Here is a 13847-nt window from a genome sequence, read left to right as displayed (position 1 = left end):
CATCGCCCCCTTTCAGCCGTGCTCTCGTTCCTGCTGAAGCTGCGCACTCGCGCCCAAACGCTGTTCCGCCTGTCGGACGCCCATACGATGCTGATCTGGTCGGCCATCGTCGGCGTCGGCGGCGCCTTTGCCACGATGGCGTTCCGCGAAGGCATCGACCTGATGCAGCGCCTGATCTCGGGGCACAGCGGCAGCTTCGTGCAGATGGCGAAGAGCCTGCCGTGGTACGTGCGGTTCTGGATGCCGGCCGCGGGCGGTTTCCTCGCCGGCTGCGTGCTGCTGCTTGCGACGCGCGGCGACAAGCAGGCCGCCAAGACCGACTACATGGAATCGGTCGCGCTCGGCAACGGCGTCGTGCCGGTGCGGCAGAGCCTGTGGCGCAGCGTGTCGTCGCTGCTGACGATCGGCAGCGGCGGCTCGATCGGCCGCGAAGGCCCGATGGTGCAGCTCGCGGCGCTCGCCGCGTCGCTCGTCGGCCGCTTCGCGCACTTCGACCCGCCGCGCCTGCGCCTGCTGGTCGCGTGCGGCGCGGCGGCCGGTATCACGTCCGCGTACAACGCACCGATCGCCGGCGCCTTTTTCGTGTCGGAGATCGTGCTCGGCACGATCGCGATGGAAAGCTTCGGGCCGATGGTGGTCGCGTCGGTCGTCGCGAACATCGTGATGCGCGAATTCGCCGGCTACCGGCCGCCGTACGAAATGCCGGTGTTTCCGGCCGTGACCGGCCCCGAGGTGCTGCTGTTCGTCGTGCTCGGCGCGCTGTGCGGGGTGCTCGCGCCGCAGTTCCTGCACCTGCTCGACGCGTCGAAGACGCAGTTCAAGCGGCTGCCGGTGCCGTTGCCCGTGCGGCTCGCGCTCGGCGGCCTCGTCGTCGGGGTGATCTCGGTGTGGATTCCGGACGTGTGGGGCAACGGCTACAGCGTCGTGAACCACATCCTCCATGCGCCGTGGACCTGGCAAGCGCTCGTCGCGGTCCTCGTGTTCAAGGTGATCGCGACCGCCGCGACCGCCGGCTCCGGCGCGATCGGCGGCGTGTTCACGCCGACGCTGTTCGTCGGCGCCGTGTTCGGCTCGCTGTTCGGGCTCGCGATGGACGCGCTGTGGCCCGGCCATACGTCCGCGTATTTCGCGTACGCGATCGTCGGGATGGGCGCGTTCATGGCGGGCGCCACGCAGGCGCCGCTGATGGCGATCCTGATGATCTTCGAGATGACGCTGAGCTATCAGGTCGTGCTGCCGCTGCTGGTGTCGTGCGTGTTCGCGTATTTCGTCGCGCGCGCGACCGGCACGACGTCGATGTACGAAATCACGCAGCACCACTACCAGGACGCGCAGGAGCGGCAACGGCTGCGCACCACGCAGATGCGCGAGCTGATCCAGCCCGCGCAGACGGTCGTGCCGCTCACCGCGAGCGTCGCCGACATGACCCGCGTGTTTCTCGAATATCCGGTGAAGTACCTGTACGTGACCGACGACGCCGGGCGCTTCCGCGGCGCGGTCGCGCTGAAGGACATCACGTCGGACCTGCTCGACAAGCGCGACACGACCGACAAGACGGCCGCGCACTACGCGCACACGCCGTTTCCGCTGCTCACGCCGGACATGCCGCTCGCGACCGCGCTCGAACGCTTCATGGCGTTCCAGGGCGAACGCCTGCCGGTGATCGAAAGCGAAGCCGAGCCGACGCTCGCGGGCGTCGTCTACAAGACGTCGCTGCTCGACGCGTACCGGCGGATGACCGGCGAACGCTGACGCGCGCCGCCAAACCGCCCGCCCCGCCCGCGCCGGTCAGTCCGGCGCACGCCCCAGCACGACCCGTGCGAAGAACCCCGCGAGCACCGATTCGGCCACGTCGGCCGACACGTGTTGCGGATCGGCCGTGTAATACGACTGCACGCCGTCGCACAGGCACATCAACCCGAACGCGAGCGTGTCGGCCGGCAACAGCAGCGGCGTACCCGCGCGCTCGGCGAAGCGCTGGATGAATTCGGCCATCTGCACGCGCTTGCCGTGCAGGAACTGGTTGAAGCGCACGCGGAACTTCGCGTCGCGCGCCGCCTGCAGCTTCGCCTCGCCCCACAGCAGCGAGTACTCGTCGTCGCGAAACAGCGTCCGGTAATACGCGAGCGCCATCGATTCCATCTGCTCGCGCGTGCCGCCGCCTTCGAAAATCACCTCGAAGTCGGCCCGCACCGCCGCGTGATCGCGCTCCAGCAGCTCCAGCAACAAATCGGACTTGCTGCGGAAGTTCGAGTAGAACGCGCCCCGCGTATAGCCGGCCGCCGCGGCGATGTCCTCGACGCTCGCGGCCACATAGCCTTTCTTCATAAAGATGCGATGCGCGGCTTTCAGCAGACGTTCGCGCGTCTGGTCCCTGCTCTGCTCACGAGTTAAGCGCTGTGGTTTCATGGCGCGCAGTCTAGCATCCTTTCCCTTTCGGATTCATTTTTGCATTCGGATACAGGTATGTATTAGAATCCGCCACAGTTTCTCAAAATGTTGTCCGTCTGTCCGCGTGCGCCGATGCCGGCGCCGTTCTGGGGCAAGCGCCCGCCGCGCTTGCCGGCCTCGTTCCGCTCCACCTCACCTGGGGGTTTCGTGAATCGCTCCGGTTCCCGCGCCGCGCTGCTGATCGGCGCCGCGCTCGTCCTTGCCGCCTGTCATCCAAAAGAATCCGCGCCGCCCGCCCCGCGCCCCGTCGTCGCGCTGCCCGCGCGGGCCGACACCGCCGCGGCCGCGCGCACGTTGCCCGGCGACATCCAGCCGCGCTATGCGACTCCGCTGTCGTTCCGCATCGCCGGCAAGATCATCGAGCGCCGGGTGCGGCTCGGCGATACGGTGAAAGTCGGCCAGGTCGTCGCGCTGCTCGACCCGTCCGACGTCGAGAAAAACGCCGCGAGTGCGCAGGCGCAACTCGATGCCGCGACGCACAGCCTCGCGTTCGCGAAGCAGCAGCTCGACCGCGATCGCGCGCAAGCCCGCGAAAACCTGATCGCGACCGCGCAGCTCGAACAGACGCAGAACAGCTACACGTCGGCGCTCGCGCAGCGCGACCAGGCGCAGCAGCAGCTCGCGCTCGCGAAGAACCAGCTCCGCTACGCGACGCTCGTCGCCGACCATGCGGGCACCATCACCGCCGAACAGGCCGATACCGGCCAGAACGTGTCGGCCGGCCAGCCGGTCTACCAGCTCGCGTGGTCGGGCGACGTCGATGTGGTCAGCGACGTGCCCGAAGCCGCGCTCGCGTCGCTCGCACCCGGCCACACGGCCAGCGTCACGCTGCCGTCGCTGCCGGGCCGCCAGTTCGCCGCGAAGGTGCGCGAAATCGCGCCGGCCGCCGATCCGCAAAGCCGCACCTACCGCGTGAAGCTCACGCTCGCCGCGACCGATCCGGCGATCCGGCTCGGGATGACCGCGGACGTCGCGTTCGACGGCGCACCGGTCGCCGGCGACGCGCAGCCGATCACGCTGCCCGCGACCGCGCTGTTCCACGACGGCGCGCAACCGGCCGTGTGGGTCGTACGCACGAAGGACGACACGCTCGAGTTGCGCCGCGTCGACGTCGCGCGCTTCAACGAGCGCACCGTTACCGTGTCGCATGGGCTGCAGCCGGGCGAGCGCGTCGTGCTGCAGGGCGTGCATACGGTCAGCGCGGGCGAGAAGGTGCGCGCGATCGCGCCGCTGCATCCGGAGGACTTCGCATCGTGAGCGTCTCCCACGAAGAAGGCCGCTTCAACCTGTCCGCATGGGCGCTGCGCCACCAGGCGCTGGTCGTCTACCTGATCGCGCTCGCGACGCTCGCGGGCATCCTCGCCTATACGCGGCTCGCGCAATCCGAAGACCCGCCGTTCACGTTCCGCGTGATGGTGATCCGGACCTTCTGGCCCGGCGCGAGCGCGCGGCAGGTGCAGGAACAGGTGACCGACCGGATCGGCCGCAAGCTGCAGGAAACGCCGGCCATCGACTTCCTGCGCAGCTATTCGCGCCCCGGCGAATCGCTGATTTTCTTCACGATGAAGGATTCGGCGCCCGTGAAGGACGTGCCCGACACCTGGTACCAGATCCGCAAGAAGGTGGGCGACATCGGCTACACGCTGCCGCCCGGCGTGCAGGGCCCGTTCTTCAACGACGAATTCGGCGACGTCTACACCAACATCTGGACGCTCGAGGGCGACGGCTTCACGCCCGCGCAACTGCACGACTACGCGGACCAGTTGCGCACCGTGCTGCTGCGCGTGCCGGGCGTCGGCAAGGTCGACTATTTCGGCGACCCCGACCAGCGGATCTTCATCGAGGTCAACAACGCGCAGCTCACGCGCCTCGGCATCTCGCCGCAGCAGCTCGGGCAGGCGATCAACGCGCAGAACGACATCTCGTCGACCGGCGTGCTGACGACCGCCGACGATCGCGTGTTCGTGCGGCCGAGCGGCCAGTTCGACAACGTCGCCGCGATCGCCGACACGCTGATCCGCATCAACGGCCGCACGTTCCGGCTCGGCGATCTCGCGACCGTGAAACGCGGCTACGACGATCCGCAGGTTACACAGATGCGAACCAACGGCCATGCCGTGCTCGGCATCGGCGTGACGATGCAGCCGGGCGGCGACGTGATCCGGCTCGGCAAGGCGCTCGACGCCGAATCGAAGGATCTGCAGGCGCAACTGCCGGCCGGCCTGAAGCTGACGCTGGTGTCGAGCATGCCGCACGCGGTCGCGCATTCGGTCGACGACTTCCTCGAAGCCGTCGCCGAAGCGGTCGCGATCGTGCTGGTGGTGAGCCTCGTGTCGCTCGGGCTGCGTACCGGGATGGTCGTCGTGATCTCGATTCCGGTCGTGCTCGCGGTCACCGCGCTGTTCATGTACCTGTTCGACATCGGGTTGCACAAGGTGTCGCTCGGCACGCTCGTGCTGGCGCTCGGGCTGCTCGTCGACGACGCGATCATCGCGGTCGAGATGATGGCCGTGAAGCTCGAACAGGGCTACAGCCGCGCGCGCGCCGCCGCGTTCGCGTACACCAGCACCGCGTTCCCGATGCTGACGGGCACGCTCGTCACGGTGTCGGGCTTCCTGCCGATCGCGCTCGCGAAATCGAGCACCGGCGAATACACGCGCTCGATCTTCGAGGTGTCGGCGATCGCACTGATCGCATCGTGGTTCGCGGCCGTCGTGCTGATCCCGCTGCTGGGCTATCACATGCTGCCCGAGCGCAAGCGCCACGCGCACGAGGCGCACCTGCCCGACGATCACGAGCACGACATCTACGACACCCGCTTCTACCGGCGGCTGCGCGGCTGGATCGACTGGTGCATCGAGCGGCGCTTCGTCGTGCTGCTGATCACGGGCGCGCTGTTCGTCGCCGCGCTGATGGGCTTCTCGCTGGTGCCGCAGCAGTTCTTCCCGAGCTCCGACCGGCCCGAGCTGCTGGTCGACCTGCGGCTGCCCGAAGGTGCGTCGTTCGCGGCGACGCTGCGCGAGACGGAGCGCCTGGAAAAAGCGATCGACAAGCGTCCCGAGATCGACCATGCGGTGAACTTCGTCGGCAGCGGCGCGCCGCGCTTCTACCTGCCGCTCGACCAGCAGTTGCAACTGCCGAACTTCGCGCAGTTCGTGATCACCGCGAAATCGGTCGAGGATCGCGAGAAGCTCGCGACCTGGCTCGAAACCACGCTGCGCGACACGTTCCCGGCCGTGCGCTGGCGCCTGTCGCGGCTCGAGAACGGCCCGCCGGTCGGCTATCCGGTGCAGTTCCGCGTGAGCGGCGACAGCATCGCGACGGTCCGCTCGATCGCCGAGAAGGTCGCGGCGACGATGCGCGGCGATGCGCGCACGGTCAACGTGCAGTTCGACTGGGACGAACCGGCCGAACGCTCGGTGCGCTTCGCGCTCGACCAGAAGAAGGCGCGCGAGCTGAACGTCACGTCGCAGGACGTGTCGAGCTTCCTCGCGATGACGCTGTCCGGCACGACGGTCACGCAGTATCGCGAGCGCGACAAGCTGATCGCCGTCGACCTGCGCGCGCCGCGGGCCGACCGCGTCGATCCGGCGAAACTCGCGGGCCTCGCGCTGCCGACGCCGAACGGCCCCGTGCCGCTCGGCTCGCTCGGCCGCTTCACGCCGACGCTCGAATACGGCGTCGTGTGGGAGCGCGACCGCCAGCCGACCATCACCGTGCAGTCGGACGTGCGCGCCGGCGCGCAGGGCATCGACGTCACGCATGCGGTCGACGCGAAGCTGAATGCGCTGCGCGCGCAGCTGCCGGTCGGCTATCAGATCAACATCGGCGGCTCGGTCGAGGAAAGCGCGAAGGCGCAGAAGTCGATCAACGCGCAGATGCCGCTGATGGCGATCGCCGTGTTCACGCTGCTGATGATCCAGCTGCAGAGCTTCTCGCGCGTGCTGATGGTCGTGCTGACCGCGCCGCTCGGGCTGATCGGCGTGGTCGCGACGCTGCTGCTGTTCGGCCAGCCGTTCGGCTTCGTCGCGATGCTCGGCGTGATCGCGATGTTCGGGATCATCATGCGCAACTCGGTGATCCTGGTCGACCAGATCGAGCAGGACATCGCGGTCGGCCACGGTCGCGTCGACGCGATCATCGGCGCGACCGTGCGGCGCTTCCGGCCGATCACGCTCACGGCCGCGGCCGCGGTGCTCGCGCTGATCCCGCTGCTGCGCTCGAACTTCTTCGGGCCGATGGCGACCGCGCTGATGGGCGGCATCACGAGCGCGACCGTGCTGACACTGTTCTACCTGCCCGCGCTGTACGCGACGTGGTTCCGCGTGAAGCGCGACGAACGCGACCCGCAGGACGGCCCGCCGCCAGGCGGCACGCCTGCCGCGCCGTCGGGAGCCTGACCATGGATCGATCGATGACCCTGAAAACGAAAGCCGCGCGCGCGCTCGCGCTGGCGAGCATCGCCGCCCCGCTCGCGGGCTGCGCATGGTTCGCGCCGAGCGGCGAGCCGCCCGCGATGCTGGCGCCCGCGCACTACGGCGCCGCGCCGCAAGTCCAGCAGACCGTGTCCGCGCACGGCGTTGCGCAGCAGTTCGAGGTCGGCGCGCAGCCGGTGCCGGACTGGTGGAAACAGTACCGTTCCGATGCGCTGAACGCGCTCGTCGACGAAGGGCTGCGCAACAGCCCGACGCTGAGCGCGGCGTCGCATTCGCTGGATGCCGCGCGCGAACAGTTGCGCGGACAGATCGGCAGCTCGATGCTGCCGTCGATCGACGCGGGCGGCCAGGCCACGCGCCAGCGCGCGCTCGGCGTGCCGATTCCCGCGCTCGGCGCGCCGACGCTGCTGTACGACACGTTCGTCGGGCAATTGCAGGCGAGCTATACGGTCGACCTGTTCGGCGTGTCGCGCTTCGCGAACCGCGCGCTCGCGAAACGCGTCGACGTCAGCGCGTTCCAGCTCGAATCCGCGCGGCGCGCGCTGGCCGCGAACATCGTCACCGCGTCGATCACCGTGTCGGTGCTCAATGCGCAGATCGACACGACCGAGCGGCTCGTCGCGCTCGCGAACGACCAGGCGCACGACGCCGAGCGCCGCCACGCGCTCGGTTCGGCCTCGCGCGGCGACGCGCTGAACGCCCGGCAAAGCGCCGACACGTTCGCGGCGAGCCTGCCCGCGCTGCGCCAGCAGCGCGACTCGGCCCGCCATGCGCTCGCGGTGCTGGTCGGCCGCACGCCCGACCGGCCGCCGGCCGATCTCGCGCTCACCGATCTGCACCTGCCCGAGCAGGTGCCCGTCGTCGTGCCGTCGGACCTGCTGCGAAGCCGCCCGGACATCCAGGCCGCCGACGCGGGGCTGAAGGCCGCCGCCGCCGAAGTGGGCCTCGCGACCGCACAGATGTTTCCGCAACTGTCGCTGTCGGCGGCGATGGGCAAAGGCGGCTTCAGCTGGCCGGCGATGCTGTCGGGCGCCGGCGCGATCTGGAACGTCGGCGCGTCGCTGAGCCAGCCGATCTTTCACGGCGGCGCGCTGCTCGCCCAGCGCCGCGCGGCGAAGGCGACCTACGAGGCCGCGGTCGACCAGTACAAGCAGGCGGTGCTCGGCGCGTTCCAGAACGTCGCCGATTCGCTTGCGGCGCTCGAGCACGACGCGGAGGCGCTCGAGGCGTCGTCGCGCGCCGCGCTGTCCGCGCGGGGCGCGTACGACGACGCGGCGGCTCGCGTGCGGCTCGGCGCGCTGCCGCCGTCGGCCGCGCGCGCGAGCGAGTTGCAGTACCGCAATGCGCGGCTCGACGAGATTCGGGCGACCGGCGCCCGGTTCGCGGATACCGCGCGGCTGTACCAGGCGATGGGCACGCCGCCGGCCGACACCGGCGACAAGTCCGCTGAAACCGGCCACGCGGCCGGCGACGGCACGGCCGGCACGCAGGCACGCGCCGCCACGCCCGCGGCCGCCCCTTCGGCGCAATAACCGGCCCCTTCGATCGGACGCGCGTACGGATTCCCGACACGCGCGTCCGATCGCCGATCTTCCGCTTGACCCTCACGTAGCGTAACGTTCGAGACTCCAGTGTGCGCACCGAACGGAGGAACGAATGCGGCTGAAAGTGGGAGAACTGGCGAAACGCAGCGGGCTGACCGTCCGCACGCTTCATCACTATCACGCAATCGGCCTGCTGACGCCTTCGGCGCGCGCCGACAACGGCTACCGGCTGTACGACCGCGACGACATCGCCCGGCTCCACCAGATCCAGGCCCTGCGTCGCTTCGGACTGTCGCTCGCCGAAATCGGCGACTACCTGAACCGGCCCGGCACCCCGCTCGTCGATGTCGTCGCGAAACAGATCGCGTCGCTCGACCGCCAGCTCGCGCAAACCGCGCAGCTGCGCGAACGGCTCGTGAGCCTGCATGCGCAGCTCACGGCGGGCACCGAGCCGGAGCTGGCCGATTGGCTCACCACACTGGAGTTGATGACCGTGTACGACAAATATTTTTCCGAGGAAGAACTCGCGCGCCTGCCGATGTACCAGAAGAGCCAGGCGGGCGACGCGGAATGGATCGCGCTCGTTGCCGACGTGCGTGCGCTGCACGATGCGGGCGTGCCCGCCGAGGACGAGCGCGTCCGTGCGCTCGCCGCGCGCTGGATGGCGCTGCTGGTGCGCGACACGAACAACGATCCGCGCTTGCTCGCGAAGCTGAACCTGATGCACGAGCACGAACCGTCGATGCAGTCGAAGATCGGCATTTCGACCGCGTTGCGCGACTATGTGCTGCGGGCTTCGTCGGAAACGAAGATGCGGCTCTTCGAGAAATACCTCACGCCGGACGAGATCCGCTTCATGCGCGCGCACTACGCCGAACGCGCGATGGAATGGCCACAGCTGATGGCCGACGTGCGCGACGCGATCGATGCGGGCACGCGGCCCGATTCGCCGCACGGCCGCGCGCTCGCGCAGCGCTGGCTCGAGCTGTTCTGCAGCTACGCGGGCCACGATCCGGCCACGCATGCGAAATTCCGCCACGCGCTGATGAACGAGCCGGCGCTGACGAAGGATTCGTGGACCGACGACACGCTGCTCGGTTTCGTGCGCGAAGCGATGGCGCAGCTGGCGCCGGCGCGCTGATCGCATGGTTCGCGCGGGCGGCACATGGATTCCCGTGTGCCGCCCGTTTCACCATTGGCAGCCGGTATCGCGAACCGCGTCCAGCGCGAGCATCGGCAACGCGAGCAGGCCTGCACCCGCGTACGCATGCCGGCAATCGGCACGACGCGCGCCCGATATCCCGTCGGCCAGCTGTGCATCGACGGTGCGACGACGCGGCGCCGCGCCGCCCGACGATGCGCCCAACGCGCCGACCGCCGCCTGCGCCGGACTGCGCGCCGCGCGTTGCCGTGCACCGATCGCGTCCAGATCGCGACGCCAGTCGAGATCGGCGCTTGCAGCGGGGGCCGGACGGCCATCGTGTGCGGCCGCGCTTGGGCCGGCGCGGGTTTCGCTTGGCCTGCGCGACGTACCCGGCGCATCCGGAGACGAACGCGCCGCCCTACGCGCATCCGCCACCGCCGCGGAACGTTTCGCCGATTGTCCGGTGCCGCGCCTGCCCGGGCTCGGGCCGGCCCGCCCGGTCTCGCGTGCGATCACCGCGGGCGCCGGTCGCGCGGGAATCCACTCGACACGCAGCGCGATCCGCGGCTTCTCGCCGGTGTTCGGGCCGGCCGGCCGCGGCGCCCATTGCAGCACGAACCATCCGGCCACGTGGATCGATACGGACACCGCGACGGCCAGCGCAACCACGCGCGACCGACGGCGCCCGCCCGCATCGACACGCCGCGTGCGCGCTGCGTCAGTCGGGCTCGCCGCCACCGTCATCGCTGAACGCGAGCAGGTCGCCCGGCTGGCAGTCGAGATAACGGCAGATCGCCTCGAGCGTCGCGAAGCGGATGCCCTTGACCTTCCCCTGCTTGAGCAGCGACAGATTCTGTTCGGTGATGCCGACGGCTGCCGCCAGATCCTTCGAGCGGACCTTGCGCGTCGCGAGCATCACGTCGAGCTTGACTACGATCGTCATCGCGCGCCTCAGACGAATTGCCGATGCTCGGCGTCGAGCTCGCTCGCCTGCCGGAGAATGTGCGCGATGACCGCAATGCACGCGGCGGTGAACAACGCGACCACGTACGGCAGGGTGAAACCGACGCTGACCACCCGATGGCCGACCGGTTCGCGCAGCGTCGCCCACACGCTCAGCAGCGGCTCGCACAGCAGGCTCAGCACCACCCACAGGCCGATCGCCCGCCCCGTCTTGCCGAGGTGACCAGCCGCCTGTGCGGAGAAATAGTCGCGCCGCGCATAGGTGCGGAACAGCGCGCGCAGATGCCGCAGGCCGTTTGCAAGCGCGACGAGCGGCACGCTCGACAGCACGATGCCGACCGCCTTCTGCCACCACGGGAACGCGGCGACATCCACATGCAGGTTGGAGAGCACCGAATCCGTGAGGCCGAAGACGAAGCCGGGTCCCGAGGCCGCGCTCAGCGACGGAAACAGCCAGCACGCGGCGTTGAGCACCAGCATGCAGAAGATGAATCCCAGCGTGACGGTGGCCATCCGCTGGCTGATACGGGCGATGCGATCGGAATGCATGACGTCTCCTCGACGACGAATGAACGAGCGTCGATTGTACGTCGATAATTATCGTAAAACGATAATTAATTGTTGTTCCGTTGTGATTTTTTATCGCGAAGCGTGTTTGACTCGTACCGCCCCGCCCGTATCGCGCGCAACGGACCGAGCGTCGGCCCGGTCGTAGCGCACCGTCCAGTCGGGGTGGGGCAAGGCCGCGTGCCGCTGCCCGCCGCGCGCGACCTGCCCGTTCAGCGCTCGCGCGTGCCGAGGCCGAGCGCCTTCATCCGCCGGTACAGCGTCCGTTCGCTCAATCCGAGCCGCTCGGCCAGCGCCTTGCGCGTGCCGGCGAACGTGCGCGCAATACGGACCAGCTCCGCATCCGACACGCCGCGCGCGTCCGCCGCCTGCGCCTGCGGCGCCGCCGCTGCCGCGACGAGCTCGGCCGGCAGATGCTCGACGCGGATCGTCCCGTCATCGGCGAACAGGCACGCACGTTCCAGCACGTTGCGCAGCTCGCGGATGTTGCCGGGCCATGCATATGCGTCGAGGCACGCACGGGCGCGCTCGGTCAGCACGAACGGCCGCGCATGTGCGTCGCCCGCGTTGCCGCGCGCGTTCGCGATCCGCCGCAGGATCGATTCGGCCAGCAGCGCGACGTCGCCCCGCCGTTCGCGCAGTGCCGGCAGCGGAATCGGAAACGCGTTGATCCGGTAATAGAGGTCCTGCCGGAACCGGCCGTCGTCGATCATCTCGCGCAGCGGCTTGTGCGTGGCCGCGACGAGCCGGAAATCGGCGCGCAGCGCCTCGACCCCGCCGACGCGCCGGAACGTGCCCGATTCGATCAGCCGCAGCAGCTTCACCTGCATCGGCAACGGCACGTCGCCGATCTCGTCGAGAAACAGCGTGCCGCCCTGCGCGGTTTCGACGAGGCCCGGCTTGCGCTGGTTCGCGCCCGTGAACGCGCCCTTCTCGTAGCCGAACAGCTCGCTCTCGAACAGCGTCTCGGCGATCCCGGAGCAATCGACGACGACGAACGGCCCCATCGCGCGATCGCTCGCCTCGTGCAGCGCGCGGGCGAACAACTCCTTGCCGGTGCCCGATTCGCCGAGCAGCAGCACCGGCAGCGTCGACGGCGCGACGCGCTGCAGCGCGCCGAGCGCCGCGTTGAACGCGTCCGCGCCGCCGACGAGCCCTTCCGCGCTCGGCTGCGCGGACGCGCTGCGCACCGTCGTCAGCCGCTCCACGTACGCGATCACGTTGCCGTCCGCGTCGAAGATCGGCCGCAGCTCGACGTCGACGTGTTCGGGGCCGCGCGGCGTGTGATGGATGTGCAGCACGCGGTTCAGCCCGCGCGACTCGAGCGCCTGCTTCATCGGGCAATGCTCGCCGGCCTGGTCGCACGGCACGTCATAGTGATGCGACACCTGGAAGCAATGCCGGCCGACGTGCTCGACGCCGGCTACACCGAACTGGCGCCGGTACGCATCGTTCGCCGCGAGGATGCGGTAGTCGGGATCGACCACGATCATCGGCTGCGGGTCCTGCTCGAGATACGCGACGAGCGCGCGGACGTCCGGCATCGCGTCGCGGCGCGGTGCGGGAACGATCGGAATGGTGTCGTGCGGAGGCATGCGGAAGCTCGCTCGGCGAAGGGATGCCCGGACGGACTGCCAGGCTGACTGCCAATTCTGCCACGACACTGCCAGTTATGGCAGTCCTGGTCTGCCAGCGGATGCCGCCGTTTCGTCCACCGGGCCGCCACCGCGCCGAAAAACCGAGCCGAATCAAGTCCCTGCCACATCGGCCGGCGCCGCGCGGCCGGCTGGCACGCTTCTTGAGGTAAAGATCGCGATTGCAGATGCAGAACCCGATCGAGGACACCTCGTGAGCAACGCCCCCGCCCTGTCGGTCGAAGGCTTTTTCGACCCGGCCACCCACACCGTCAGCTATCTCCTGCTCGATACGGCGAGCCGCGCGTGCGCGCTGATCGACAGCGTGCTCGACTACGATCCGAAATCCGGCCGCACGCGCACCGCCAGCGCCGACCGGCTGATCGCGCGCGTCGCCGAACTCGGCGCGACCGTGCACTGGCTGCTGGAGACGCACGTGCACGCCGACCACCTGTCGGCCGCGCCGTACCTGAAAGCACGGGTCGGCGGCCAGATCGCGATCGGTTCGCACGTGCGCCGCGTGCAGCACGTGTTCGGCACGCTGTTCAACGCGGGGCCGGGCTTCGCGGAAGACGGTCGCCAGTTCGACCGGCTCGTCGACGACGGCGACACGCTCGCGCTCGGCGCCCTGACGATCCGCGCGCTGCACACGCCGGGCCACACGCCCGCGTGCATGACCTACTGCGTCGACGACGCGACGCAACGCGCGGCGTTCGTCGGCGACACGCTGTTCATGCCCGACTACGGCACCGCGCGCTGCGACTTCCCCGGCGGCGACGCGCGCACGCTGTACCGCTCGATCGCACGCGTGCTCGCGCTGCCGCCCGACACGCGCCTGTATCTGTGCCACGACTACCAGCCGGGCGGGCGCGACGTGCAGTTCGTGACGACCGTCGCCGAGCAGCGCCGCGCGAACGTGCACGTGAAGGACGGCGTGAGCGAGGACGATTTCGTCGCGATGCGCACCGCGCGCGACGCGACGCTCGACATGCCCGTGCTGATGCTGCCGTCGGTGCAGGTCAACATGCGCGCCGGCCACCTGCCCGAGCCCGAGAACAACGGCGTGCGCTATCTGAAGATTCCGCTCGACGCGATCTGAGCGCCCGCA

At 69.4% G+C, this 13847-nt stretch carries 11 protein-coding genes; 6 read left to right on the top strand and 5 right to left on the bottom strand.

Going from position 1 to position 13847, the window contains the following annotated elements:
• Window positions 1-18 precede the first annotated feature (18 nt).
• Entirely contained in the window at window positions 19-1752 is a 1734-nt protein-coding gene (locus tag H0X95_RS21635) for a ClcB-like voltage-gated chloride channel protein (RefSeq protein WP_006491181.1), read from the top strand.
• 36 nt (window positions 1753-1788) lie between these two features.
• On the opposite strand, the gene H0X95_RS21630 is transcribed toward H0X95_RS21635, so the two are convergent.
• Entirely contained in the window at window positions 1789-2409 is a 621-nt protein-coding gene (locus tag H0X95_RS21630; protein WP_006491184.1) for a TetR/AcrR family transcriptional regulator, read from the bottom strand.
• Window positions 2410-2598: 189 nt separating this feature from the next.
• Here H0X95_RS21630 and H0X95_RS21625 point away from each other — a divergent pair, with 189 nt between their 5' ends.
• From H0X95_RS21625 to H0X95_RS21610, 4 genes are all read left to right on the top strand, one after another.
• The gene (locus tag H0X95_RS21625; protein WP_059723789.1) at window positions 2599-3708 is read left to right on the top strand and encodes an efflux RND transporter periplasmic adaptor subunit; all 1110 of its coding nucleotides are present in this window, start codon (window positions 2599-2601) and stop codon (window positions 3706-3708) included.
• Window positions 3705-6851: an efflux RND transporter permease subunit gene (locus H0X95_RS21620; RefSeq protein WP_059723791.1), complete on the top strand. Its 3147-nt coding sequence runs from the start codon at window positions 3705-3707 to the stop codon at window positions 6849-6851. Before H0X95_RS21625 ends, H0X95_RS21620 begins: the two co-directional genes overlap by 4 nt.
• Before the next feature lie 2 nt (window positions 6852-6853).
• A complete protein-coding gene (locus tag H0X95_RS21615; RefSeq protein WP_059723793.1) occupies window positions 6854-8419 on the top strand; it encodes an efflux transporter outer membrane subunit in 1566 nt (521 codons plus the stop codon).
• A gap of 124 nt (window positions 8420-8543) precedes the next feature.
• On the top strand, window positions 8544-9572 hold the full coding sequence (locus H0X95_RS21610; RefSeq protein ID WP_006497208.1) for a MerR family transcriptional regulator: 1029 nt from the start codon (window positions 8544-8546) through the stop codon (window positions 9570-9572).
• Window positions 9573-9620: 48 nt separating this feature from the next.
• On the opposite strand, the gene H0X95_RS21605 is transcribed toward H0X95_RS21610, so the two are convergent.
• The 4 genes from H0X95_RS21605 to H0X95_RS21590 form a co-directional block, all read right to left on the bottom strand.
• A complete protein-coding gene (locus H0X95_RS21605; protein WP_227746351.1) occupies window positions 9621-10223 on the bottom strand; it encodes a hypothetical protein in 603 nt (200 codons plus the stop codon).
• Window positions 10224-10293: 70 nt separating this feature from the next.
• On the bottom strand, window positions 10294-10518 hold the full coding sequence (locus H0X95_RS21600; RefSeq protein WP_006488139.1) for a helix-turn-helix domain-containing protein: 225 nt from the start codon (window positions 10516-10518) through the stop codon (window positions 10294-10296).
• Between the two features lie 8 nt (window positions 10519-10526).
• Entirely contained in the window at window positions 10527-11087 is a 561-nt protein-coding gene (locus tag H0X95_RS21595) for a DUF2975 domain-containing protein (RefSeq protein WP_006488126.1), read from the bottom strand.
• A 230-nt stretch (window positions 11088-11317) separates the two neighbouring features.
• Window positions 11318-12700 (bottom strand): sigma-54 interaction domain-containing protein, encoded by a 1383-nt coding sequence (locus H0X95_RS21590; protein WP_059723797.1) that lies wholly within the window; start codon window positions 12698-12700, stop codon window positions 11318-11320.
• Window positions 12701-12953: 253 nt separating this feature from the next.
• Here H0X95_RS21590 and H0X95_RS21585 point away from each other — a divergent pair, with 253 nt between their 5' ends.
• Complete coding sequence (locus tag H0X95_RS21585; protein WP_006497205.1) at window positions 12954-13838, top strand: MBL fold metallo-hydrolase; 885 nt, start codon at window positions 12954-12956, stop codon at window positions 13836-13838.
• Window positions 13839-13847: the final 9 nt, after the last annotated feature.

Source organism: Burkholderia sp. 9779_493 (genome assembly GCF_015712215.1).
In the GTDB taxonomy this organism is placed as follows: domain Bacteria; phylum Pseudomonadota; class Gammaproteobacteria; order Burkholderiales; family Burkholderiaceae; genus Burkholderia; species Burkholderia cenocepacia.
This window is presented reverse-complemented; position numbering and strand designations above follow the sequence as displayed.